Origin of the sequence: Paenibacillus sp. NPDC056722 (genome assembly GCF_042790635.1) — a bacterium.
Taxonomy (GTDB): Bacteria; Bacillota; Bacilli; order Paenibacillales; family Paenibacillaceae; genus Paenibacillus_AQ; species Paenibacillus_AQ agri.
This window is the reverse complement of the sequence record NZ_JBHTYV010000004.1, coordinates 251,665-275,973: the sequence shown is the minus strand read 5'-3', so window position 1 is coordinate 275,973 and position 24,309 is coordinate 251,665. Positions and strand designations below refer to the sequence as shown.

Below are 24,309 nucleotides of genomic sequence, written 5' to 3'. Positions count from 1 at the left end.
TTTAAGTTTGCAAAAAGAAGTGCCATGCAATACCCGAATTTCAGTTCCACTTCCCTCCGCTGGTATGATCCAGATCAGGTTCCAAGGGTCCGAAGCTTACCGCTTTCGTCTCAGCCAATTCAGGCTCCCCTAGTGAAAAAATACTTTTATCGCTATCAAGTTTCATAATTCGGTTATAAATATACCATATTTTATAGTATTGTAAATAGCAGGGCATATTAAATTCATTCAACTAGGGTGATCTCATTGGAACTAGACAAAGCAATCTGTAGCAGTATCGGAAATTATGAACATGCGCTAACCAAGGGGAAGAAATATGAAATACTAGCCGAAAAAGAAGAAAAAATTAGAATCGTCGGAGACCACGGAAGAAGCGTTTGGATCAGCAAGTATTACTTTAATTTTACTGACGAAGAAGTGCTTATATTGACTGAATGGAAATTCGATGATGATGTTGAAACATTGGAGTTCATTGAAATTACATTAACATTTAATGATCGGGTAAAACGTTGGTGCATCATTACGACACCGGAAAAATTAAAGCAGCATTTTGCTAGACTAGCAGCACCAGAATTACCAGGGATTCATATAGGACACATGATAATAGTGCAAAGGATAGATGTTGATACTGTGAATGCATTTTTGCGTCAATTGGATAGCCAAGGCGAATTACTTAAAGCATCATTACCACTAGGTGAAGGATCAGAAGACGAAGATATTTCCGGCTCTCTTTAAACTGTTAGTCGTGTCTGATAACAACGCTGTAATGAAAGGAGCGTCAAGATGAAAGAAAGGACTGCGAAGTCAACTTTAAAAGTATTTTTGTTTATCTCGATAGTGTTTATCATAACTTCATCGATACAGTTGTTGCTAAATATTGTGCAAGAGGGCCCAGCTTGGGTGTTAACTTTAGTGTCCCTACCCATACCAATGTTTGTGTTTCTTGCGGTTGTGATAATCTTAGATTTAGCGAAGCAGGACATTATAACATTACAAGGTCGATTGACCACTGTAAATGGTAATAAAGTTGTTTTAAAAATATCAAATGGTAGGGTAAAAAAGTTTAATATAACTAGCAGACAAATGAGAGAACTTGAGAAGGATAAAGATATTGAAATAACGTACTATAAGAGAACAAAAACAGTAATAAATGTAACAAATGTTTAGAGGGAATAAGAGGTGTTTGACCTTCAAAAGGAGTAATAAAGTGCAAAGAGCATCTGAAGCGGAAATGTTAAATATCCTTGATTTATTCGGAAGATTGGATGTTGAAGAGTATGGCAATCCTGGTTCTATTTTTAGATATATAGGATTATTAGATGTACACGCTAAGCGCCTATCTGAAGAGGAAGCGGCATCGATATTAAGCTCGGAGCTTATTAGCAGGAATGAAAATAAATTTGAAAATTACTTTCGGCGATGTGTACAAAGCATCCCAGGCCGGATATTTGTTAAGAGATGTCCAATTATTGGAGGACGGGATAGCCATGAGAACATTTTCAAAATAGAAGAAAGTGATGAATTGATGGATATTATAAAACAGATAGCTCGAGAAGAATGCTTTTATAATATCTATTTTGTTGAAGCGATGACAGTAGTCGTTGGAAACTTTGATTTATCATGGCCGATCTATAGTTTTTCAGAAGACTACAGAACATTTAATCAAATAGCAAGAGAGGTAAACTTATACATAAGAAATAATTAGAGCAGCAAGAAGGACTAATACGCTAGAAGAGCTGAAAAGACTAGAAGCAATGATCGTACGTCGACAAAAAAGATGCTTGTATAAGCAATATTTTTGGTGTTTTAAGATGATTAACCGGTGATACTGTAATAAACCTCCAGCTTCGCGCACATGCGCGGAACCGGAGGTTTTTTCAGCATTAGCGCTTCTGATTCAGCAGTTGCGGCTTCGCAGAACTTCAGGAGATTAAAAAAGCTGCTTACATAGAACGCATTAAAGTAACACACAAAGCTCAGAAATTATTACCGATGTGCAATTAACGGCATTTTTGTACCCTAAGTCTTCCTCAGCTATAGGGTCAACGGTAATTAAGGACAATTTTGTATGTTAATTCTTCCACAATAGGCCGTTTAGTGTACTTTTTTTTAAAATAAGGTACAAAAATGCTCTTATTTACCTAATTTACCTCTATTTAAGAAGAATAAGGTACAAAAATGCTGTTAGTTGAGGAGGCAGATCCATTTTTCTTTGTTAAGAAGTATGGTGCAGAGAATAGGAGAGTTGCGGACTAAACTAAGCCTTAACTTCACTAGAATAACGCCTGATCCCCAGTTTGAATCTTAATTTCACTCCATATATCACCCTTTTTTTCTGACAAGCCCGTCAATGAACAAGGTAAGTATCCCCTGAGTAATATCCTCTTTGGTAGATTGGTGCGCCTTCTGCTGGTAGAGATAAAGATCGGGGCTCAGCACGGACAGGAGCGCAGTCACGGTAAAATGCGGGTCAATGTCCACGATCTCACCATTCCCGGCAGCTTGTGATAGCAATTCTGTGAAGATAACATTTACCCGTCGGAAAAAAGGGTGCTCGAATTGGGTGAGCTGCTTCTTGCCCACAAACTCAGATTTGATCAGGTGCAGCAGCTCCGCATGCTGATCAATGAAATCGACCACCTGCTCGATGCTGTTCTGAAGACGCTGAAGTGCCGGATCGTCTGCGTTTGAGCTCTGTGCTTCCCGCTCTAGTTCAGTCAAGAAACGACCCGTGCTGTCCCGCAGAAGGGCTGAGCAAATCTCACCTTTGTCAGTAAAACGGCGGTAAAGGGAGCCTTGGCCGATGCCGGCCTGCTTGGCAATGCTGTACATGCTGACATTTTCCAGGCCTGACGCTTTGAAAAGTTCTCGGGCTGCATTCAATATGCGTTCATGATAAGGATCAATTGTTTGTTGGTTTGCAGGGTCTATTGGGGCAAGCGAAGCTTTCTCTGTTTTTTTCATACGGGGCTCCTTTTGGTTGCAGCGTATATTTTTTGAAAAATAAAAGTAGGGAATTGACAATGCGGACAATTGTCCGTAGACTAATTAATGCCAATACGGACAATTGTCCGTTCACTAATTATAATTTAGATCCATTTCAAAGGTCAATGATTCCTGAGATGGTGATAGAGGAGGGAGAGAGAATGGAACATACGGTACAACCGGAACGTGAATTTCGTATATCGAGCATCCTGATCCCGCTGATTGCGATTATTGCCGGGGTATTCATGGTAGCGCTAGACTCCACGGCTATGAACGTTGCATTACCCACACTGTTGAAGGACTTCGATACAAACCTGACTACACTGCAATGGGTAGTTACCGGCTATATGCTGGCGCAGGCTTCAGTCATCCCGCTGTCGGGCTGGCTTTCCGACCGGTTCGGGGCTAAGCGAGTGTTCTTAAGTGCTGTTGTTTTGTTTACGATAGGATCCATTTTGTGCGCGCTGCCCAATAGTGCGGAGTGGTTGATTACATTTCGGGTCATTCAGGGACTTGGGGGAGGTAGCGTAATTCCGATAGCTATGGCGTACGTCTACCGACTTAGCCCACCTGGTAAGGTTGGCGTTGTGATGGGTCTTATGGGCATTCCTGTTCTGTTTGCCCCGGCAATTGGCCCTGTACTGTCTGGCTGGCTTGTTGAATTCCATTCCTGGCGTTGGATTTTTCTAATCAATATTCCAATTGGTATCATCTGTCTGATAATCGGCATGCGAAAGTTGCCCAAAGTGGAGCGAACTGAGGTCCCGGGGATGGATAAGTTGGGTATGATTCTTGGTCCGCTGGCTTTTGCCGCATTAACCTACGGAGTTAGCCAGGGAGCTGAGAGCTGGACGTCCAGCAAAACGCTGTTTGGTCTGGGTCTTGGTGCCGCTGCCCTGATTCTGTTTGTTATCGTGGAATTAAGAGCACAAACACCGCTATTAGAACTGCGTGTGATGGGTTCCATAGACTTCAGTCTAGGCATCATCGTCCAATGGATCGGGCAGTTCGGGCTGTACGGCGCGTTGTTCCTGATGCCGCAATTCTTGCAGCAGGCCCGTGGTTTCGGTGCTTTTGATACCGGCTTGACGATGCTACCGCAGGCCATTGCTTCAGGACTGGTGATGCCGATTGCCGGGATGCTCTTTGATAAAATCGGAGTGCGCTGGCTCATCGTTGGCGGTCTCGGTTTAATCTCCGGCGCGCTGTATCAGTACTCCCACGTGGATTTGACCATAACATCACGGGATGTAATCTTGCCGCTGCTGATGTGTGGCGCGGGTATGGGGCTGATGATCATGCCGATGAATACGCATCTCCTTAATAAAGCGCCACGCCATCTGGTGAACCGGGTGACTTCGTTGACCAATTCCATGCAACAGGTGATCAATTCCCTGGCGATCTCGACACTTGTGACGATTCTGACCTCCAGAACAGCAACGCATGCACTTGAAATGAAGGAGGCGGCAGCTGCCGCGGGAGTCAGTTCTGCAGCAACTTCGCCGGAAGCGGTGAAGCTGGCAACACAGAATCTACTTGTAAAAGGCTTTGACGACACCTTCCATATTATGATGTTCGTCGCTATTGGTGGCGCAGTACTGGGTCTTCTGCTCCGCAGAGGCAGCAAAAAGGCGGAGGAAGCGCCACATACCGAGATGATGCACGGCTAAAGGATCGAGGGAGGAGAAGCTCAAAATGACTATCGCATTATGGATTGTCCAGATTTTATTAGCACTTGTCTTTTTTATGGCTGGTGGCCTGAAATTGTTTCAAGAGAACAAGGCAATGGAAATGATGGTCTGGGCTAGAGAGGCTTCAAGAAGCTTTTTAATATTTGTTGGAGTGGCTGAAATATTAGGCGGAATCGGTTTAATTTTACCTGGAGCACTAGGGATTTTACCAGTCTTAACCCTTCTTGCAGCCATTGGCACAGCCATTATTCTGATTTTAGCAGCATTATTACATGCAAGAAGAAAAGAAAAAGGCGTGGGGATTAATATTGTATTTTTATTATTAGCTTTATTTGTGGTCATTGGCCATATCCTTATCAAGTAGACAAATAACGAAGAACCTCTAGCTTCGCATATACCGCGAAAATAGAGGTTCTTTTTCATTATAGAAAGGGAAATACTGCGAATATTGAGCTGATTATTCAGCAGCAGCGGCTTCGCGGGACTTCAGGAAGTCGACTGCGTTGTAGACCATGATGGCGGCTTCAGCACGGGTGATTTCAGCTTTTGGATTGAACTTACCGTTGCTGTCCAGTGTGTTGATCTTGTAGACAAGCGAGCGTTGAACGGCACCTTGGTAGGAAGGGTCAAGCTGGCTGTCATCCGCGATGTCGGCAGGCTTGATATTGATCATTGGCAGATTGCCGATGGCTTCCACACCCTGAACCAGCATGCTGGTGAATTGCTCTCTGGTCAAAATTTGGGAAGGCTTCACATCTTTCGGTATGTCCACCCGATTGTAGTGCGCATTAATGAATGCTTCTGCGTACCAGGCATTGTCTTTCACGTTGGTGAACAGGCCGCTGGCTGTAGGGGCAATATTGAAATCAATCGCGGCCAGGCTGAGCTGAAGTCCTCCAGCAATGAATTGTACGCCTTGGGCTACCGTCACTTTCGAAGCAGGCAGGAAGGAGGTCTCTGTAATTCCCTTGATCAGGCCCTGATCTTTAAGGGAAATAATCTTTTCTTTGCCCGCTACGGAATCTAGATCCTTGAAGCTAGTCTCTGCGGCAAAAACTTGACTCCCGAGGGAGAAGGAGAGAAGAGTTACTGTAGCCATCGCAGCAAATGCGCTTTTTTTCAAATTCATGTTCATTCCACCTTGTCATTGGATTGGCCGCTTGGCCATTGCTTGTTCCCTTTGACGAGGCAATGATTGGAAAGGTTGCAGATCATCTAATAGGATTCACGAAAAAGCAGATTGCGGTAAGGATACTTACTAAATGGCGTCTTGAATAAGAGGGCTATACCGCTGTCTTCGATGATTACAGAGCTCAGGGCAGCACTTGTCACGAACTTTCGAACCAAACACTTCACCGTTCTCTGATCTTTACGGCGGATTGCGTAAGCCAAAGCCTTGGCATAACGGCAGCTCGTGGCCAGCTTTCGATAGAATGGCAGTAAGGCACGGGCAATGAAACGGTGGGCTTTAGTATTAAAAGTAAATTGGACCAGACCCGGTGGGATCGTAGTTCCATTCGTATAGTAGCCGACAGGCGGCGTGAAGGGAAAAGAAATAAAGTAGCCGATGGCATTCGTTCCATAATTCTGATTTCCGACCAGTGAAGGAATTCTTGCCAAGAGCTCGCCCATAAGGTTGAGATTCGCTGTAACCACCGCTTTTGACCACTGGCGGGCGAACTTTTCGTCCTTGGCGATTTTTGTATAGAACGGCAGCATGGCTCTGGCAGTTTTGCGCAAAACAAAAGCGGTGACATGAGGCCGGGATTTCTTTCGTACCAATTGCGACATCTTCACCATCCTCCTTCATATAGATTACACCCGTCTATATAAAGTATGGGGGCTGGGCTTATATCTGATTGGGCGCTTGCTCCATATGCGGAAAATTATTTTTGAACTGGATGACGTTTTGGAACACTGGACAAGGGTGTTATAATAGATTTAGACTCTTTTCAAGTGATGGTAAATTTGTTATGCTCATATCGTAATGATTACTATTTAAGGGTTGATTGTTTGGAACAGTATCGTCGTGAGAAAGTACAGGTGCTGATTCGTTTCGGAAAGGCGGGAGACTTATGAATCCAATTGAAAATATTAGCCAGCAGTTTGCAGCACACAAGTATAAATTAACGCGTCAACGCGAAGCCATAGTTCAGGTCTTGCTGGATAACGAGAAGGAACATCTCAGTGTGGAGGAAGTGTACATGCTGGTCAAGAACAGCTATCCGCATTTGGGGCTGGCAACGGTATATCGTACGCTGGAACTGTTGTCGGAGCTGCATATCGTTGAGAAAATGAACTTCGGTGACGGCGTGGCCCGTTACGATTTGCGTGATGACACGCATGCCCATATGCACCATCATATGATCTGTCATGTCTGCGGAAGGCTCGAAGAGATCAAGGACGATTGGCTCTTGGATCTGGAGAAGAGGCTGGAGCGTGAATACGGCTTCACCGTTACCGATCATCGTCTGGATTTCAAGGGTACGTATGGGACCTGCAAGCATACGGGCTGCAAGCGGGACAAAGAGAAGAAGGCGGTTTAAGGTCAAATTTAAAGCCAGTCCAGCCTGGGTGAGTCCAGACAACAACTGGCTTGATAAGTCAGGAGCGGGGGCGACCCCGCTTTTTTATGTGGATAAAAAAATAGACCTAAATGTCCTTTTTGAGATAATAATGGGTGTGTCTGCCTGCATTTTCAAGGGTGCCGAATACTTCAAATCCTAGTTTTTTGTAAAAATCTAAGGCTTGAAAGCTCAAGGTATCTAATTTTAGGAACTCGCAGTTATTCTCTTTGGCGATTCTTTCAGCTTCTAACATTAGTTTCTTGCCATAACCCGATTTTCTAAGCTCCTCGTTAACAAAAAGATATTCGATTTCTAGCCAATTCCAGCAGATTTCCCCAACCAGTCCCCCACAGATTTGATTATCTTCATCCTTTAGAAATAAATTGACCACTTGATATCTGCCTTTTAAGTCATCGGGAAAATGTAACATATTGAATTCGAACATTTTATTCTCAATATAAGACTGGTGCTCTCTATTCGTTTCACTGTGAATATGAAGATTCATTTAGCTGTCACTCCTGTTTAGTTGTTTTAAGGTGTTTCTGGAGCTGTTCAACTATATTTTATCCGTCATACAAGGTAGATAGAGTGAAGAAAATAACTATAATTAAAATATACTTGAAGGGACAAACTAGGCAAATGGATTTTGGAGACAAGCAGCGATTTGGTTTAAATTCTTATTTTGTAAACACAATATTATGATGATAAAGGGTGTTACTTGATGACAACTAGTAGTACGAATCCTAAGGTAGATGAATTTTTAGGTAAGGCTAAGAAGTGGAAAGAAGAATATGAGACGCTGAGAAATATCGTTCTTGACTGCGGATTGACCGAAGAATATAAGTGGATGCATCCATGTTATACGCATGAGAATAAAAACATAGTTTTAATACATGGATTCAAAGATTACTGTGCACTGCTCTTTCACAAAGGAGCTTTGTTAAAGGATGCTAATGGCATTCTAATCCAACAAACAGAGAATGTACAAGCGGCGCGCCAGATTCGTTTTACCAATATTCAAGAAATAGTTGAACTGGAAGCGATCTTGAAAGCCTATATCAATGAAGCCATTGAAGTTGAAAAGTCTGGTCTGGAAGTGGAGTTGAAAAAGAACACGGAATACACTATTCCTGAAGAGTTGCAAAATAAATTCGATGAAATCCCTGGCTTAAAGGATGCTTTTGAAGCATTGACGCCTGGACGGCAAAGAGCATACATTCTTCATTTCTCTGAAGCTAAACAAGCGAAGACCCGAACGGCTCGGGTTGAAAAATATATGCAGCACATTCTTGATGGTAAGGGATTGAATGACTAGGAAGGTGCGCCGGTAAAATAGGTTACGCTGGGATACAGAGTAAACTGGGGAGTTGATCTTTAGAAGCAGATCGGACAAGGATGTTGATCCTGGTCAATATTGAAAATAACGTCATTTTTGTACCTTAAATTCATCGTTTTACTCTGAAAAAGCAAATTAAGTGCAGAATTGTACCTTATTTTCCTGATTTCACCCCAAAAGCAGCTTTCGCGGAAGAATTAACATACAAAAAAGTCCTTAATTTCCTTCTTAGCCTACTCTCAGCCAAATTAAGGTACAAAAATGCTCTTATTTCCGTATTCGCAAGGCGGGAGCAGACCGGTACAGAGCCAGAGAATCCTCATGTTACTCCAGGGGGGAACATGGGGACGCGGCTGCGAACCGGCTTCGGTCAAGCGCTGCTGCGTAGGATGGTTCGTCTGTAAAATAGGTTAGGCTGATTTTATTTTTAGACCAATGACTCCGGTTATAGGGGTTCATTGGTCTATTTCTTAAAGTCTGTCTGAATAATACGAGACATTACAAAGTCAGAATCGAACTTCGTGATCTTTTTACCCGATTCTTTATTAAAGTTATAAAACTCCATGGTACGCTCCTCTTTTTTGTTTAATCTATCCACTAGAAGTTCTTATCCACGTTGCCTTTGGCCTGCTTTGGCCAGAGTGTATAGCTGAAACTGATGGCAAAATCGATCATCAGCACCATCGCCCAGAAGCGGATTGTGTCTGACAGACTTTCGGTTCGGACTGGATCGCCCACGAAGAGAATCATGAGATATAGCGCTGCACAGCCAATTACGAAGGCGAGCAGGTGCTTGAACCAGCCTTTGCGTTCATTGCGGGCATGCGCGGCTCCGTGTTTCGGTTTTGCTATGGGCTTCGGCCCGCCCGCAAAGCGGTGGGCGAATCGGCTGTCCGCCCAGGCGATCATTGCATGCCCGAAGGCGATGGAAGTCCCGATATACACAGCGGCGAGACTATGTGCGAAGGTGGCAGTGGACCCGGACCGCAGGTCAAGAATCGTAGCCAGGATCAACGCCAGATCCACGATGGGAGTACAAATAAGGAGCGCAGCACCTATTTTTTTCTGCTTCAACACATAACGGAAGACTAAACCGGCCAGCACAAATACCCAAAATGCGATCTCGCAGCCGATGATAAAAGCAGTGATCATGCCCTACTCCTCCTTTTATAATACAAATGTACTAAATTGTGAGTAGAGTTTACCATGTTTTTGTTATTTAATACAACTGTGTTATAATCGGGTCATGCCCAAAATAGTGAATCATGATGAACGTCGGAGGCTGCTTGCAGAAGCTGCCTGGCGGATTATACGCCGGGAAGGTCTAGAAGCCGTGTCTGTGCGGAATGTTGCCAAAGAATCTGGAATGTCGCTGGGGTCTTTGCGGCATTATTTTGTCACCCAGGACGAACTGTTGGCCTTTTCCATGAGGCTGGTGTCGGAGCGGGCAGGTGAGCGTATTCGGAGTATGACTTTTTCAGGTGATCCCCGGTGTAACGCAGAGCTGTTGATTGGTGAACTGTTGCCACTGGATGAGGAGCGACGTGCGGAAGCAGAGGTCTGGCTGGCTTTTGTAGGCGGGTCTGTAGCGGCATCTGCCCGGGAATTGAAATTGAAGGTACACAACGAGTTATATGAGTGTTTTCGGGGACTGGTTCATTATCTCTCCGAGCATAACCTGCTGAAGAAGGGAGTAGACTTGGAGCTGGAGAGCAAACGACTCCATGCTATGGTGGATGGCTTAGTAGTCCACCATATTCTTCATCCGGAAGAATTGACCCCGGAGGAGATGATGCGGCTGGTTACGTATCATCTAGACACCCTGCTGGTTTAAGAAAAAGCTGCCATGATTTCATGACAGCTTTTTGTGTTGCTTTATATTCAGAACATTAACCCCGGGTAGGTACAAAAGATTTGATCCAGTTTCCAAAGCTGCCGGGATTCCGGCTCTGTACGAAAATCACGCCTTCCCCGCGGAAGCGGCAGACGAAGGCCTCCCCACTAGTGATGCTGCTCAGCCAGCCGGACGCGGCTTTTTCAATTTTATAATCCATATAATCCGGCCAGGCGACCAGGTGCCCGTTGTCTATGATCATTTCTTCGCCAGGTCCCAGATGGATGGGATGAATGGCGCCGAAGGAAGAGAGGAAGACGGTGCCCCTGCCGCTGATTTCAACAATAAAAAACCCTTCACCGGAAAAGAGGCCCCGGGTCAGATTTTGCATTTTGGTGCTGACTTGAATACCTTGTGTCCCGGCCAGGAATCCGTCCTTTTGTACGAGCAGCCGGTACGAGCCATCCAGTTCAAAGGCCTGCACATTCCCGATAGACCTTGGCGAGAGCAGCACTTCACTGTGTCCCCGTGTGGCCGTCAGCTCCTGAAAGAAGAACTTTTCTCCGCTCAGCATTCGCCCCAGCCCTTTCATAAGCCCGCCGTCCACGGTCCCCCGCAGCTCCACGTTTGGAGACATCGCCACCATCGCACCCATCTCAGCCTTGACACTTTCACCCGGGTCCAGCTCCACCTTCAGCATAGCGAATGCACCTTCATGCACAACCTCGTATTTCATCTTTGTTCCTCCGATTCTATGGATTAATTGCTGCCTGCCATTTGTTCTAAGTATACCGGAAATCCTGCTGGCACTTATGGCCGCCTACGACAAAGGCTCCCAATACTCAACGTTCTTGCCATGCCGTATGGCGTATTCTATTTCTTTCTGCGTGCTTAAACCAATATAACCCCCATGATTTATAACAAGAATACCGTAAGACATGTCTATTTTTTGAAAATGAAGATTTTCGAATAACTTTATTTGTTCGTCTGTAAGCGTGATTCCTTCACTTTGCTCGAAAAATCCAACACTAAGCACAATATAGCCTTTCAAGGTAAGCGCTGCATTTGCTTCTTCAAATTGACGTTTGAATTTGGTGGAACCGCATAGAGTTATGATTCTAGGAGGGTCTGTATTTTTTATAGTAATTCTCTCCTCAATTTGGTATAAAAGCCAATTCTAAATACTATAATATACTAAGCCGCAGTCACGAGAAAGCTTGTCCCTTCGTTTGAAAAATGGCTATTACGGTTATATGAAAGATACAGTGCACTGAAATTCCTGTTCATCCAAGCTTACAATACGCCATACAGAAGAGGTGCAGCTATGAATCCAAAGAATATTAAGAAGTTTGCCGGAAGCAAGCGCAGTTCAAAACATATTGTGGCTTTCCCGTTGATCCTGTTTACCCTGCTTGTGACCTTGTTAGGTCAATCCGTCTATGCTCATCCGGTTCAGGGTAGCGCATTAGTAAACAGCCAGGAGAAGAGCGCTGCGCGTGAGCGGACGCCTTTGATTAAAAAGACTGTACATGCCATCTATGAAGGGCAGGCAGACGGTCATACGGTTGAAGTTTCGGTATACGGCGAGCCGATAGCTTTGCAGTTCAAGCAAGGTCTGGAGCCGAAGATTAGCTTGCTTGAGTCCGGAGATGCTGTGGTCATCACCTACACCGTACAGAAATTTGTTGATGATCCGGTAGTTCTGCTGTGCAATCTGCTGTCCATCCGGAAACTTGAGTCCGGTGAGGTTAAGTATACAACTTTTTAAACTATTTATTACCATGTTTGTAATCCGCTAGCCTGCTGTGTATTCCCTAACAGTGTGTTAAACTTAAGGAGTACAGGAAATCACATGATTATATTGAACAGGAGAGTGGCGCCGCATGGCACGCACAAAAACAAAAAAAGCATTATTGAAAGCAGAGCGCTCGGGAATCTGGACCAATGTCAACCAACGCAGAACCAATGAAGATTACAGCGCCATTTCACAGCACGAACGGGTGACCCCGACCAAACGTCAGCAATTGAACAAAATAAAACACAAGGAGCGGATCTTCCATGATGGCGCTCCTTTTTTGTTGGGTATATATGCATGAAATTTAAGAACCCTTATAGAACCAGTGTTCTACAAGGGTTTTAAGTGTTTGATCCCATAAAAAGATCACGGAAAAATCACATTCCTTGCAATTATAGGTCATTTAGTATCTTTCCAAAGTGTGTTTTGATGCTCTGGTTGAAATTGCTTTCATAGTCTGAACTAACACAGTAACGCACGGCTGCAGTAATGCAGCATTAACCGGGGCGGACCTACTCTAGCTTTTTTTTTGTATTCAGTTATCAGGAGTTTTCTTACACAATATGACGGAATTATAAGCTGGAAAAAGCCAACAACTTAGATTTAATAAATTATTAAAGATCAGTTATTGATACATCTATTTACACAATAGTGAAATTATTGTAGATATAAGTAACTATTCTTAAAAAAAGTAATTATATGTTATTTTAAAAACATTAAAAGAAGAGGGGCTGTAGATCTGAAAAAACTTGTTGCTGTGACTCTTATTGTGGCTAATGTTATCAGTGTTCCTATTATTGTATCAGCTAAAGAAGAAAATATTAATAACGTGACTGATACTGTTTATCAAGAAAGTTCTCCTAATCATGCTATGAACTCTAATTTTGACTTTAGAAGTGAAGCTATAAACTCAAATGCATTGAAAGCTATGGAAGAGTATAAAGCTTTATATAGTGATATAGTACTGAAGAATTACTCTGAATTAAAGCCAGAGGAAATTGATCAGATGTCGGTACATCTTAATAAGTTGCTTGGTATTATGGATTCAATTAGCGATAATGGGACTCTAATTCAAGCCAAGGGGTATGATGAAAGCAATTTGTCGAAAGGGATTGAACTTGTATACAACGTAAATCTTTCAGGTCTCTCTACTTTACATGTTTTAGAGGGGGCAAATGCAACAACACCAGCTCGTAAGGCTGGAGAAGCATACGCTTTAGCTAATGGATGGGGTGGTACAGTTTGGGATAACCCAGCGGATGCATTGAGACATTTTTCGTGGAATTTTTTGATGGGACAAAGAATTGGGGTTGCTTCCGCGAGAAGTATAGCAGATACTCATGAAGCGGCACTTGTAGCAGCAAAAAGAGCTTATGCCGCGATGCCCGGTTTATCATTGACTGAACAATCAATGTATGGTGCTGGATTGATAAATGATATAATTTATTCTACTAGAGCATCGTACAGTACATTTAACTCCACTTTTGATAATTCGTCAATTATGGATATAAACAATAATTCAGCAGGACGGAGATATTCTTTACGCTCTTATGCTAAGGATGATTATATGACGGCATTTAATGACGCTTATTGGGTTGATATTGAATGGTATGATACAGGTGTAGGAAGTGGTGATAGGGAGCGTGCATGGAGTAATTGGCAATAAATTGATGAAGAAGATAATCTTTATTGTTTCTGATGGCTGCTTGCTTGGTTTATACACATATTTAACGTCGTTGTGGGTTCAAATGAGTAGAGCGGATGCATCTTCCTCATATCCTGGTGATCTCTCTGATAGTGAGAAATTGACGTCCCTAATTATTTATCCGTTAATTTTGCTGTTATTAACAGTAGTACTCTCAACTATGTTAGAGAAGAGTAGTAATCGTTTTAAATGGTCTCTTACAATAGTAGTATTGAATCTGGTAGTGTACATTTCAATACTAAATAATGCTCTTTATTCATAAAATTTTTCTAAATAAGTGAATGAAAGAGGATATTAGAAATTTTGTGGGCAGCGTATTGGCTGCGGATGCGTAGCGGACGCCACCGATCTGGTCCGGCTCCCCATAAAGTAACTATATACATACTCCAAGGTCGCTCATTATTGGGCGGCTTTTTTATTATGCAGAAATGGTGATCCACATGGAGATAGCAGCAGAGCTTAAAGATCTCGAAATAACCTGTGAAGAGGTACCAACATCTTTGGCAAAACCTATAGACTCCCCAAGAAGGAACAGCCCTGCTCACTTATCTGCTGGATGACAGTATGTGCTAGAATATCGGCGATTTCTATAAGGCGCTTAAGACTACAGCCCGGACACTGATTATCTAAGCGTGAAGTAAGCCAATGGATACGGATGTTTTCGAGAGAGGAGGATGTTTGTAGCGAACAAGAAGAACAGAGTCCGAACTCCACTTAAATATCCGCCTTAGCAGTCGCAGAAGTGTAAAGGTTGTATTTGGGATTGGAGTAACACAGGTCCGTAAGTGGAATTCCTAAGATAAATGGGCAGCCGCATTGAAGAGTAACGTTACCAATGATTCGAAAGGTAACGTTACTAATCGTGGTGCACCCAAAGGTAACAAGAACGGCGTCGGCCAACCGAGGCGGTGTTCATTCGCCAACACCATGTAACATGCATAAGATCATTTGGTGTTTTAATATCCACGAGCAACTTTTTTGGCGTTATAAAACATTAAAAAACATCACGAAAAGTATGATCTTTATAGTTGAGTAAAATCCGCATACGAACCTGCCAAGACGCTGCAGCTCTAGCTTAAATCTGAGATCTGCTGTGAGCCCGGTACTCTTTCGGCGACATCCCGAATCGGCTTCGGAAAATCCGGTGAAAATAAGTATAGTTGGCAAAACCACAGGTCTCCGCCACATGCTCCAGTGGCATCGGACTGAACGTAATGCGCTCCCGCGCCATTTCCAGTCTGACGTCGTTCAGGTATTTGACAATACTCGTCCCGAAGGCTTCCTTGAACAGGTGGACGGCCCTGGAGACGGAGATATCGACATGACTGGCTACATCTTCTAGTTTGAACGGCAAGGCGGCATGCTCTTCTACATATTGCTTCATACGGTACGCCAGAAACCCCTTGGGGCTAACGGCCGGCTGCTCGGTTGTCAGCCTGTCAATTTCCATACATACGATTTGCAGATAGCAAGATGAGATTTCCGGTGAAAAGTCCGATTGGCGGCGTTGCTCCAGCACGAGCTGGCGGAATAACCCCAGGAAGTTGTCGCTCAGCGGCACACTGACCTTATCCGGACGTTTTCTGCTGTACCACCATTCCTCAATCCAACTCCCTCCGCAATAAATGTGATAATCCCCACTTTCGATACGCGGTTTGCCCGGAGAAAATTCCTCTTCGTCGATGATGAGATTGTAGGGGGCGGTAGGCGTGAACAGCATAATATCGCCCGGCTCCACCGGAGAGATTACTCCATCGATCAAAGCACGGCACCGGCCTTCGCTCTGAAGACGAATAAGGTAATACTGAATCCCCTGGCTTAACGACATACGGAATGGTTTACGGTGAAAAGAAAATCCCGCGGATAGTACATGACAGTCAGCTGCTTGTATCATTAGTCCTCCAATGTTTTTTAAATGATAACCAAATTGTTCATGTTCAAATCATATTATTCATTTTATTATAAACGCTCTCATATTACCATGTAGCTAGGTTCAAGAGAAAGAAATTGAACACAGAAGGCTGAATTAGGGCGCTGTAGCCTGAAAAAGGGCATTTCGTATTTTTAGTTCAAAAATATGGTAATAATGTCCTCATTTTATACATGACCCTATTGTTCATGTCGTTAATTCGGATACTCTCCATAATTTGGTATCCTGAATGAAGATTGCAGCAGAAGTTAACCCTAACCCAATTGGAGTGATTAGACTATGTTGAAGATTGGTCTTCAGCTGTACACGCTGAGAGAAGAACTGGAGCAGGATTTCGAAGGTACCGTTCGTAAAGTGGCAGCCCTGGGCTACCGTGGCGTGGAGTTTTACAATTACTTTGGACGTACGGCTGAACAAGTGAAGCAACTGCTGGATGAGACCGGACTGGTTGCATTAGGGGCACATCGCCCATACGATGCCATGATTAAGGATGCTAAAGAGGAAGTAGCTTTCAATCTGCATATCGGTAATCCGAACCTCATTGTTCCGTACCTTAATGAAGAAGACCGGAAGTGGGAAGATGTTGCGGCTAACCTGCGGGTGATCGGTGAGCAATGCAAAGAACACGGCGCTGTTCTTTCTTATCATAACCATGATTTTGAATTTACCGAGCAAGTGGGAGGCCGTACGGCTTGGGATTATCTATTTGATGAAGTTCCGGCTGATCTGCTTCAGGCTGAACTCGATACTTGTTGGGTGCATTTTGCCGGCTACGATCCGGTAGAGTACATTAACAAATATGCAGGTCGTCTGCCGATCATCCATCTCAAGGATGTGAAGAAACGCGAAGACGGTTCACCGGAAACGGTTGTACTGGGCGAGGGCGAAGTGAACCTGACTGCGATCTTGAAAGCAGCAGAGCAAGCGGGTGTGGAATGGGCCGTTGTAGAACAGGATTACTGCAGCCGTCCAGCGTTTGAAAGTGTAACTGACAGTTTGAACTGGGTAAAAGCATACGCAAATCAAGGGGGAAATATAAATGTCTAACAAGTTGAAAATTGCAATTATCGGGTGCGGAGGCATCTCGAACGGTAAACATATGCCAAGCTTGTCGCGTCAGGCTGACGCTGAAATGGTAGCTTTTTGCGATATTATTGAAGAACGTGCTCAGGAAGCTGCTACCAAGTACGGTGCCGAAGGTGCTGCTGTTTATACCGATTTCCGTGAAATGCTGAAGGACGGCGGGTTCGATGTTGTTCATGTTTGTACACCAAATGATAGCCACTCCGAAATTACGGTAGCTGCCCTGGAAGCTGGCAACCACGTTATGTGTGAAAAGCCTATGGCCAAGACTACTGCCCAAGCGCAGGAAATGCTGGATGCAGCCAAACGTACAGGCAAGAAGCTGTCTATTGCTTACCAGAACCGTTACCGCTCTGATAGCGAATATCTGAAGGCGATGTGTGAGAACGGTGAACTGGGCGATATTTATTTCGCCAAAGCGATCGCGCTGCGTCGTCGTGCGGTTCCAACATGGGGCGTATTCCTTGATGAAGAGAAGCAAGGTGGCGGACCTCTTATTGACATCGGTACCCATGCCCTTGACCTTACGCTATGGATGATGGATAACTACAAACCACGCAGCGTAGTTGGCTCGACCTTCCATAAGCTGGGTGACCGTAAGAATGCCGGGAACGCTTTTGGCGAGTGGGACCCTGAAGAATTCAAGGTTGAAGACTCAGCCTTTGGTTTCATTACGATGGAGAATGGTGCAACCATTGTACTGGAGTCCAGCTGGGCACTGAATGTTGCCGAGTACGGAGAGGCTAAGACTTTGCTGGCCGGTACAGAAGCTGGTGCGGATATGACGAATGGATTGCGTATCAACGGCGACCGTGGCGGACGTCTGTACGAGACCAAGGTAGACTTATCCTCTGGCGGCGTTGCTTTTTACAGTGGTGGTCAAGAGGATGCATCCGACCGTGAAGCGCGTCTGTGGCTGGAAGCGATTAGAGAAGATAAAGAGCCAGTGGTGAAACCAGAGCAGGCATTTGTAGTTACGCAAATTCTGGAGGCTGTTTATGAATCGGCCCGTACTGGCCGTGCGGTATATTTTGACGGAACATCCGATAACTAATAAATATTAATAGTAACACTACTTCAAATAAAAGCAGGTGGAAACGATGAGCGCAAACAAACATTCTCTGGTTATTGTTGGCTTCGGGGGCATGGGCAGTTATCACAGTAAATTGATCAAGGACAACAGCCGTCTGGAAGTTACGGGAACTTTCGATCTGCTGGAAGATCGCCGCAAAGCCTCCGTTGAAGCAGGCTATACCTCTTATTCGAGCTTTGATCAAGTACTGGCCGATCCGTCGGTTGAGGTGATCTTGATTGCTACACCTAACGACGTACACAAAGACATTGCTGTCTCTGCATTGCGGGCAGGCAAGCATGTCATCTGTGAGAAGCCGGTGGCGATGAACAGTCAGGAATTTGAGGAAATGATCGCGGTTTCCAAGGAAACCGGACGTACACTGATGGTGAATCAGAACAGACGCTGGGATGAAGACTTCCTGGTTATTAAGGAAATGCATGCCAAGGGCACAATTGGGGAGCTGTTCCAGATCGAATCCCGTGTTCATGGAGCCAACGGTATTCCGGGCGACTGGCGTCATCTGGAAGCTCACGGCGGTGGAATGCTGCTGGACTGGGGTGTGCATTTGCTGGACCAGCTGCTCTATCTTATCGATAGTAAAATCAGTAGTGTATCCAGCCGCTTGAGCTTTATCCTCGGCGACGAGGTGGATGATGGCTTTGAAGCGTACCTGCATTTCGAGAACGGCGTAACTGCAACGGTAGAAGTGGGGACGACGAACTTCATCCAGCTGCCAAGATGGTATGTTAAAGGAATTGAAGGAACCGCCATCATCGAGGATTGGTCATTGGCTGGAAAAGTCGTGACCAGAAACCATGATTCGGTTAAAGTTGAACCTAAGCCTATTAAGGCAGGCGTAGGTCTGACCAAGACGATGGCACCTCCTTCCGAAGGTGCGACCATAACCGAAGCATTGCCGGCACCATACAAGATGTCATCTGGCTTCTACGATAACTTTGCAGATGTTATTGAAGGAACTGCAGAGCCAATCGTCAAGAATACGGAAGCGCTGCGTGTGTTGAAGCTGATTGAAGCGATTTTTGAATCCAGCCGGAGTAAGCAAGCGGTGACGGATTTTGATACGTATGAATCTTTGGTACTAAACTAAAATTTCTCCCAAATAGAGAGGTGGCATATCATGAAACTTGGCGTATTTATGGTTCTTTTCGGCGGCCGTAAGCTGGAAGACGCATTGGATTACGTAGCATCCAAAGGATTGAAGGCTGTGGAAATTGGTACCGGGGGTAACCCGGGTAAAAGCCACTGCGATCCGGCACTGCTGCTTGAGAACGAGACAGCTTTAAAAGAATTTAAGCACGCGGTAGAGTCACGCGGACTGACGATCAGCGCTCTGAGCTGTCACGGCAACCCGCTGCACCCGCAAAAAGAACTGGCTCGTAAGGATCACGAGGATTTCGTGAACTCTGTGAAGCTGGCTCAAAAGCTGGGCGTTCCAGTGGTTAACACTTTCTCCGGCTGTCCTGGCGACCATGAGGATGCAAAATATCCGAACTGGCCGGTAGCACCATGGCCGAACGACTATCAGGAGATTCTGACTTGGCAGTGGGAGAACAAGGTAATCCCTTACTGGAAAGAAACGGGCGCTTTTGCTGCTCAGCATGATGTGAAGATCGGTCTGGAGCTGCACGGCGGATTCTCCGTACATACTCCGGCTACGCTGCTTCGTCTTAGAGAAGCGGCAGGCGAAGTTATCGGAGCCAATCTGGACCCAAGCCATATGTGGTGGCAGGGCATCGACCCTGTACAAGCGATTCACATTCTTGGACGTCAAGGGGCGATTCATCACTTCCACGCCAAGGATACCGTCATTGATCCGGTGAATGTGAATATGCACGGACTAACCGACATGCAGCCATACACCAATATGCTTGACCGCGCTTGGCAATTCCGTTCCGTTGGATTCGGTCATGATGTGAAGACTTGGGCAGATATCATCAGCGCGCTGCGTCTTGTAGGTTACGATTATGTCGTGAGTATTGAACACGAAGACGGTCTGATGTCGGTAGAAGAAGGCTTCTCTAAAGCCGTTGACAACCTTCGTCAAGTTCTGATCGAGGAACCATTGGCTGATATGTGGTGGGTATAATCACCAATAACTGTAGTATATAGAAAGCTGTAGTATATAAAAGATAGCAAGTTTCCTTCAAGAAGCCGCCAGTAGCTGGCGGCTTTCTGCTGTAGCCGAAAGCATTTTTCCGTAGATGTCTGCAGTATGATCGATAATAAGGGTGGTTATTTCATGGAGAGTGTAATCAAGCCTAAATTAAGTGATGTGCAGCTGGATCTGCTCGTCAAGTCAGCATTTGGTACGGCGATAGTAATCACCCGGTGTACAGAGCTGACCGCAGGTATGTTCAATACAGGATATGATCTGGAACTAAACGACGGCAGAACCGTTATTCTGAAGGTTGCGCCTGCGGCAGAAGTAGAGACTTTAAGCTGTGAAAAAGATATTATGCGCACCGAAGTTGAAGCCCTCAGGCTGATCCGTGCCACTGGACTTGTGCCGGTGCCTGAGGTGTTCAGCTATGATCTGAGTCTGAATCTTATCCCTTATCCTTATTTTTTTATGGAGAAGGTTGAGGGTCATCCTTACAATGAGATCAAGGAAGGTCTCTCTCCGCAGGAGAGGGAGGCGATAGAAACACAGATTGGGCGATATAACAGACTCATTAACGAGGTCAAGGGAGAACACTTTGGCTATTTTCATCAAGAGAAGAGCAGTCTGACATCCTCATGGCGTGCAACTTTTGGAGTGATGATGGAGAATCTACTGCAAGATGGCGAGCGAATAGGGGTGGGGCTACCGGTTGCTTACGCAGAGATTAGGGAGAGAATAGATACACAGCTTCCGGCTCTTGATGAAGTAACTCAGCCCAGGCTCGTGCACTGGGATCTGTGGAACGGCAATGTCTTCGTAAAAGACGGGATGATTACAGCGATCATTGACTGGGAGCGGGCATTGTGGGGGGATGAACTGATGGAGTACTACTTCAGACATCACGAGAATTCTCCAGCCTTTTATCAAGGGTATGGGATGACAACGGATAGTGCAAACCAACGGGCACGCAAAAAGCTCTATGATCTCTACTTTGATCTCATTATGGTCATCGAATGCTATTCACGGAAATATGAGGATCAAGGCCATGTGAAATGGACACATGATAATTTCATTCAGGGTTGGGGAAGGTTTTGCGGTGAAGATTAGGCGGATTCAGTGGTCTAGGGCGCATAGTAGTATATGGTGACCCCAGATAAGCCGGAACCCTCAGAGGTGAGGATTCCGGCCTGTTTGATGTGTTTTAAAGGGAACTTGTGCAAAGATTAGCGGACATTGGGAACACTGACAATAGGATTAGATTCAGCTTCATAATCTATGCCCTCTGTCTCGAAACCGAACAACTGGAAGAATTCACGCCGGTACCCTTGAAGATCTGACAGTTCGTAGATATTCTCTGTAGTGATCTCGTCCCAGAGCTTGGCTATGGTCTCCTGGACCGCAGGAAGCATCTCCAGGTCGTCCAAGCGGATACGGCCTTCTGTATCCACTGGTGTACCTTCCGGAGCATACAGACGTTCTGAGAGCAGTCGATACGCCTGCTGAATGCAGCCTTCGTGTAGGCCTTGTTCTTTCATAACCTTATAAAGTAAGGAAATGTACAGCGGGACGATTGGAATTGCGGAGCTAGACTGAGTGACCAATGCTTTGGTAATGGCTACATAAGCTCTTCCACCGCGCGTAGATAGACGGGCATTCAGTTCTTTGGCTGTCGCTTCCAGGTGATCCTTGGCTTTTCCGATAGAGCCGGCGCGGTAAATTTCCGGGGTCAGCTCTGATCCAATGGAAGAAAAAGCAACCGTAACGGTATGGTCTGCCAGCACGCCAGCTTCGTCAAGGGCATCGATCCACAGCTTCCAATCCTCGCCGCCCATCACTTTTACAGTAGCGTCAATTTCTTCCTCAGTAGCGGGGTCTAAGGTAACATAGTTGACTTCTCCGGTGTGAAAATTGACTGTTTTGTTGGTATATACATTGCCAATAGGTTTGATAACGGAAGTATAGCTGATACCAGTTGCCGGATCAGTTCGGCGTGCCGTGGCTACACTATATACGACAAGATCAACCTCACCCAGTTCGCTGCGGATCAGCTCGATCGTACGAGCCTTTGTCTCATCGGTAAAGGCATCCCCGGTAATACTATAGGATTGCAGGCCCGCTTCTGTGGCAAGTTTCTCAAAAGCTGCGGAGTTATACCAGCCGGTGGATGCTGTGCGGCTATCACTGGCCGTGCTGGGGCGGTAGACGCCGATTGTAGCTGCTTGTGACCCGAAAGCTGCAGCAATGCGTGAAGCAAGCCCGTATCCGGCTGAGGCTCCAATCACAAGGACTTTTTTCGGTCCGCTGATCGGCGGCTGTGAGGTGATATATTCCACTTGCTCCGCCACCTGGGCGGCGCAGCCTTCGGGATGGGCCGTTGTACAAATAAAGCCGCGCGTTCTCGGTTTGATCATCATTATGACGTTACCTCATTTCAATGATAGAATTGGGGAATAGCTATTGACATAGCTCGTTCTTATCTTAACAAGGACTTCTCCAAAGGAGAAGCTGAAATAAAAATTGAACACCTGTTAATTTCAGAAAACGCTTGACGTAGAGCTATAAAACTAGATAAAATTATACTTATTGCTCATCGTGGAATGAGATTTTTTATTATAATTTTCGGGAAATTGAGAGGGTGACGTGATAAGATGGAGCGCCTATTAGAGGTTAAAGACTTAGCGATTTCATTCAACACACGTGGTGGAGAAGTACAAGCCATCCGGGGTGTTAGCTTCCATGTAGATAAAGGTGAGACACTTGCGATTGTTGGTGAATCCGGTTCCGGTAAGAGTGTAACTTCACAAGCGGTAATGAAGCTCGTACCTGAACCACAAGGTACTTATAAGCGCGGACAAATTCTGTTTGAAGGACAGGATTTAATCGGCAAGACTCAGAAGCAAATGCAGAAGATTCGCGGTAAGGAGATCGGTATGATCTTCCAGGACCCGATGACCTCGCTGAACCCGATGATGAAGGTCGGTAAGCAGATTACAGAAGTGCTGTTCAAGCACGAGGAAATCACCAAGGAAGCCGCCGTCAAACGTGGTATTGAACTGCTCTCACTTGTGGGAATTCCTTCTCCTGAGAAACGGTTCCAGCAGTATCCACATGAATTCAGTGGCGGGATGCGTCAACGTGTCGTTATTGCGATGGCACTGGCAGCTAACCCGAAATTGCTGATTGCGGACGAGCCAACGACTGCACTCGACGTAACGATCCAGGCGCAAATTCTGGATTTGATGAAGGATTTGCAGAAGAAGATCGGTACTTCGATTATCTTTATCACCCATGATCTCGGGGTTGTTGCCAGAATGGCTGACCGGGTTGCCGTAATGTATGCTGGACAGATTGTTGAGACCGGTACCGCGGAAGAGATTTTCTATGATCCGAGACATCCGTACACTTGGGGTCTGCTGGCTTCCATGCCAAGTCTGGAGAGCAAAGGCTCCCTGCTTACCGCAATTCCAGGAACGCCTCCCGATCTGATCAAACCGCCTAAGGGCGATGCATTTGCCCTGCGTAGTACGTATGCTATGCAGATTGACATGGAGAAAGAGCCACCACTTTACAAAGTATCAGATACGCATTTCGTGAAGTCCTGGTTGCTGCACCCGATGGCGCCTGCTGTAGAACCGCCTGAAGTGGTAAAGAAGAGACAACGCGTTCTGAAGAACACGTATGAGCAGCCTGTCTTGGTCGAAGGCGTAGTCCTGTAACAATAGATGTACAAGTTAACTTTAATAGCAATGCTTAAGTCCTGCAAGGGGCTTATATAGTAATCGGGTCGCAGCAGCGGCCCGGTTTTTTGTGTTTTATAGAAAATTATCTCAACATCAAAATCAGTGCTTGCCAAAAGGGATTGTTAAATCTGCTTCATGAAAACAATTCTTTTAGCTGGTTGAAATTCAATAATAGGTCTAACGGACTGTATATCCGTTATTTCCAATATGAAGTTGTCCTGTGATAAGGAGCCGACTCAGATGACGTTATTTCCTACCAACAAAGGTTTCATGAGTCCGCTACTTGACGGAGCAAGCACTGATTTTGAGGTAGGCCCATCAAAATTTTATGTTTTTAGAATGAAATTCTGTGTGGTTAAGGATGCAGTTAGCTTTAGTCCTGTAGTTCTCTATAGTGGCAGCCTGTGGTACACTTTATTTATAAAATTTTACCAATAGAATTTATT

Annotated in this window: 25 protein-coding genes and 1 riboswitch; of the genes, 17 read left to right on the top strand and 8 right to left on the bottom strand. The window is 45.2% G+C overall.

The genetic code is table 11. The annotated features are described in order from the left end of the window. Positions 1 to 34 precede the first annotated feature (34 nt). A riboswitch (TPP riboswitch) is annotated at positions 35 to 141 on the bottom strand. Between the two features lie 105 nt (positions 142 to 246). The 3 genes from ACFRAM_RS12705 to ACFRAM_RS12695 are packed head-to-tail and all read left to right on the top strand — an operon-like array spanning position 247 to position 1,705. Beyond that, positions 247 to 735 carry a hypothetical protein gene (locus tag ACFRAM_RS12705; RefSeq protein WP_379466167.1) on the top strand — a complete coding sequence of 163 codons (489 nt, stop codon included), beginning with the start codon at positions 247 to 249 and terminating at the stop codon, positions 733 to 735. Positions 736 to 783: 48 nt separating this feature from the next. After that, a complete protein-coding gene (locus ACFRAM_RS12700) occupies positions 784 to 1,167 on the top strand; it encodes a hypothetical protein (protein ID WP_379466166.1) in 384 nt (127 codons plus the stop codon). A gap of 40 nt (positions 1,168 to 1,207) precedes the next feature. Next, the gene (locus ACFRAM_RS12695) at positions 1,208 to 1,705 is read left to right on the top strand and encodes a hypothetical protein (protein WP_379466165.1); all 498 of its coding nucleotides are present in this window, start codon (positions 1,208 to 1,210) and stop codon (positions 1,703 to 1,705) included. Between the two features lie 617 nt (positions 1,706 to 2,322). Here the strand turns inward: ACFRAM_RS12695 and ACFRAM_RS12690 are convergent. Continuing rightward, positions 2,323 to 2,964 (bottom strand): TetR/AcrR family transcriptional regulator, encoded by a 642-nt coding sequence (locus tag ACFRAM_RS12690; RefSeq protein WP_379466164.1) that lies wholly within the window; start codon positions 2,962 to 2,964, stop codon positions 2,323 to 2,325. Between the two features lie 182 nt (positions 2,965 to 3,146). Here ACFRAM_RS12690 and ACFRAM_RS12685 point away from each other — a divergent pair, with 182 nt between their 5' ends. Then, positions 3,147 to 4,655, top strand: coding sequence for a DHA2 family efflux MFS transporter permease subunit (locus ACFRAM_RS12685; protein ID WP_379466163.1), 1,509 nt, complete (start codon positions 3,147 to 3,149; stop codon positions 4,653 to 4,655). 25 nt (positions 4,656 to 4,680) lie between these two features. Next, complete coding sequence (locus ACFRAM_RS12680; protein WP_379466162.1) at positions 4,681 to 5,040, top strand: DoxX family protein; 360 nt, start codon at positions 4,681 to 4,683, stop codon at positions 5,038 to 5,040. 93 nt (positions 5,041 to 5,133) lie between these two features. On the opposite strand, the gene ACFRAM_RS12675 is transcribed toward ACFRAM_RS12680, so the two are convergent. Together ACFRAM_RS12675 and ACFRAM_RS12670 are read right to left on the bottom strand one after the other, a co-directional pair. Next, positions 5,134 to 5,805: an S-layer homology domain-containing protein gene (locus ACFRAM_RS12675; RefSeq protein WP_379466161.1), complete on the bottom strand. Its 672-nt coding sequence runs from the start codon at positions 5,803 to 5,805 to the stop codon at positions 5,134 to 5,136. A gap of 86 nt (positions 5,806 to 5,891) precedes the next feature. Further along, positions 5,892 to 6,467, bottom strand: a complete 576-nt coding sequence (locus ACFRAM_RS12670) for a hypothetical protein (protein WP_379466160.1) — start codon at positions 6,465 to 6,467, stop codon at positions 5,892 to 5,894. 284 nt (positions 6,468 to 6,751) lie between these two features. Between ACFRAM_RS12670 and ACFRAM_RS12665 the strand changes: the two genes are divergently transcribed. Then, entirely contained in the window at positions 6,752 to 7,222 is a 471-nt protein-coding gene (locus ACFRAM_RS12665) for a Fur family transcriptional regulator (protein WP_175374628.1), read from the top strand. 106 nt (positions 7,223 to 7,328) lie between these two features. Here ACFRAM_RS12665 and ACFRAM_RS12660 read toward each other — a convergent pair whose 3' ends face one another. Further along, a complete protein-coding gene (locus ACFRAM_RS12660; protein WP_379466159.1) occupies positions 7,329 to 7,748 on the bottom strand; it encodes a GNAT family N-acetyltransferase in 420 nt (139 codons plus the stop codon). A gap of 216 nt (positions 7,749 to 7,964) precedes the next feature. Here ACFRAM_RS12660 and ACFRAM_RS12655 point away from each other — a divergent pair, with 216 nt between their 5' ends. Then, positions 7,965 to 8,558 carry a YdeI/OmpD-associated family protein gene (locus tag ACFRAM_RS12655; RefSeq protein WP_379466158.1) on the top strand — a complete coding sequence of 198 codons (594 nt, stop codon included), beginning with the start codon at positions 7,965 to 7,967 and terminating at the stop codon, positions 8,556 to 8,558. 618 nt (positions 8,559 to 9,176) lie between these two features. Here the strand turns inward: ACFRAM_RS12655 and ACFRAM_RS12650 are convergent. Then, entirely contained in the window at positions 9,177 to 9,731 is a 555-nt protein-coding gene (locus ACFRAM_RS12650; RefSeq protein ID WP_379466157.1) for a hypothetical protein, read from the bottom strand. 94 nt (positions 9,732 to 9,825) lie between these two features. Between ACFRAM_RS12650 and ACFRAM_RS12645 the strand changes: the two genes are divergently transcribed. Beyond that, on the top strand, positions 9,826 to 10,413 hold the full coding sequence (locus ACFRAM_RS12645; protein WP_379466156.1) for a TetR/AcrR family transcriptional regulator: 588 nt from the start codon (positions 9,826 to 9,828) through the stop codon (positions 10,411 to 10,413). A gap of 55 nt (positions 10,414 to 10,468) precedes the next feature. On the opposite strand, the gene ACFRAM_RS12640 is transcribed toward ACFRAM_RS12645, so the two are convergent. After that, positions 10,469 to 11,149: a TIGR00266 family protein gene (locus tag ACFRAM_RS12640; RefSeq protein ID WP_379466155.1), complete on the bottom strand. Its 681-nt coding sequence runs from the start codon at positions 11,147 to 11,149 to the stop codon at positions 10,469 to 10,471. Positions 11,150 to 11,737: 588 nt separating this feature from the next. Between ACFRAM_RS12640 and ACFRAM_RS12635 the strand changes: the two genes are divergently transcribed. From ACFRAM_RS12635 to ACFRAM_RS12625, 3 genes are all read left to right on the top strand, one after another. Beyond that, positions 11,738 to 12,181, top strand: a complete 444-nt coding sequence (locus tag ACFRAM_RS12635; RefSeq protein WP_379466154.1) for a hypothetical protein — start codon at positions 11,738 to 11,740, stop codon at positions 12,179 to 12,181. Positions 12,182 to 12,296: 115 nt separating this feature from the next. Next, positions 12,297 to 12,509: a hypothetical protein gene (locus ACFRAM_RS12630; RefSeq protein ID WP_379466153.1), complete on the top strand. Its 213-nt coding sequence runs from the start codon at positions 12,297 to 12,299 to the stop codon at positions 12,507 to 12,509. Between the two features lie 468 nt (positions 12,510 to 12,977). Further along, entirely contained in the window at positions 12,978 to 13,874 is an 897-nt protein-coding gene (locus ACFRAM_RS12625) for a DUF6973 domain-containing protein (RefSeq protein ID WP_379466152.1), read from the top strand. Positions 13,875 to 14,988: 1,114 nt separating this feature from the next. Here the strand turns inward: ACFRAM_RS12625 and ACFRAM_RS12620 are convergent. Then, a complete protein-coding gene (locus ACFRAM_RS12620; RefSeq protein WP_066370369.1) occupies positions 14,989 to 15,807 on the bottom strand; it encodes a helix-turn-helix domain-containing protein in 819 nt (272 codons plus the stop codon). A gap of 315 nt (positions 15,808 to 16,122) precedes the next feature. On the opposite strand from ACFRAM_RS12620, the gene ACFRAM_RS12615 reads away from it, so the two are divergent. From ACFRAM_RS12615 to ACFRAM_RS12595, 5 genes are all read left to right on the top strand, one after another. After that, complete coding sequence (locus tag ACFRAM_RS12615) at positions 16,123 to 16,890, top strand: sugar phosphate isomerase/epimerase family protein (protein ID WP_066370361.1); 768 nt, start codon at positions 16,123 to 16,125, stop codon at positions 16,888 to 16,890. Beyond that, positions 16,883 to 17,980 (top strand): Gfo/Idh/MocA family protein, encoded by a 1,098-nt coding sequence (locus ACFRAM_RS12610; protein WP_066370357.1) that lies wholly within the window; start codon positions 16,883 to 16,885, stop codon positions 17,978 to 17,980. The genes ACFRAM_RS12615 and ACFRAM_RS12610 overlap by 8 nt, the downstream gene beginning before the upstream one ends. A gap of 46 nt (positions 17,981 to 18,026) precedes the next feature. Continuing rightward, a complete protein-coding gene (locus ACFRAM_RS12605; protein ID WP_379466151.1) occupies positions 18,027 to 19,109 on the top strand; it encodes a Gfo/Idh/MocA family protein in 1,083 nt (360 codons plus the stop codon). Between the two features lie 30 nt (positions 19,110 to 19,139). Further along, on the top strand, positions 19,140 to 20,108 hold the full coding sequence (locus ACFRAM_RS12600) for a sugar phosphate isomerase/epimerase family protein (RefSeq protein WP_066370351.1): 969 nt from the start codon (positions 19,140 to 19,142) through the stop codon (positions 20,106 to 20,108). Between the two features lie 153 nt (positions 20,109 to 20,261). After that, positions 20,262 to 21,230 (top strand): phosphotransferase family protein, encoded by a 969-nt coding sequence (locus ACFRAM_RS12595; RefSeq protein WP_379466150.1) that lies wholly within the window; start codon positions 20,262 to 20,264, stop codon positions 21,228 to 21,230. A 116-nt stretch (positions 21,231 to 21,346) separates the two neighbouring features. Here ACFRAM_RS12595 and fabV read toward each other — a convergent pair whose 3' ends face one another. Then, positions 21,347 to 22,537 carry an enoyl-ACP reductase FabV gene (fabV, locus tag ACFRAM_RS12590; RefSeq protein ID WP_379466149.1) on the bottom strand — a complete coding sequence of 397 codons (1,191 nt, stop codon included), beginning with the start codon at positions 22,535 to 22,537 and terminating at the stop codon, positions 21,347 to 21,349. 234 nt (positions 22,538 to 22,771) lie between these two features. Here fabV and ACFRAM_RS12585 point away from each other — a divergent pair, with 234 nt between their 5' ends. Continuing rightward, the gene (locus tag ACFRAM_RS12585; protein WP_066370345.1) at positions 22,772 to 23,839 is read left to right on the top strand and encodes an ABC transporter ATP-binding protein; all 1,068 of its coding nucleotides are present in this window, start codon (positions 22,772 to 22,774) and stop codon (positions 23,837 to 23,839) included. Positions 23,840 to 24,309 lie beyond the last annotated feature (470 nt).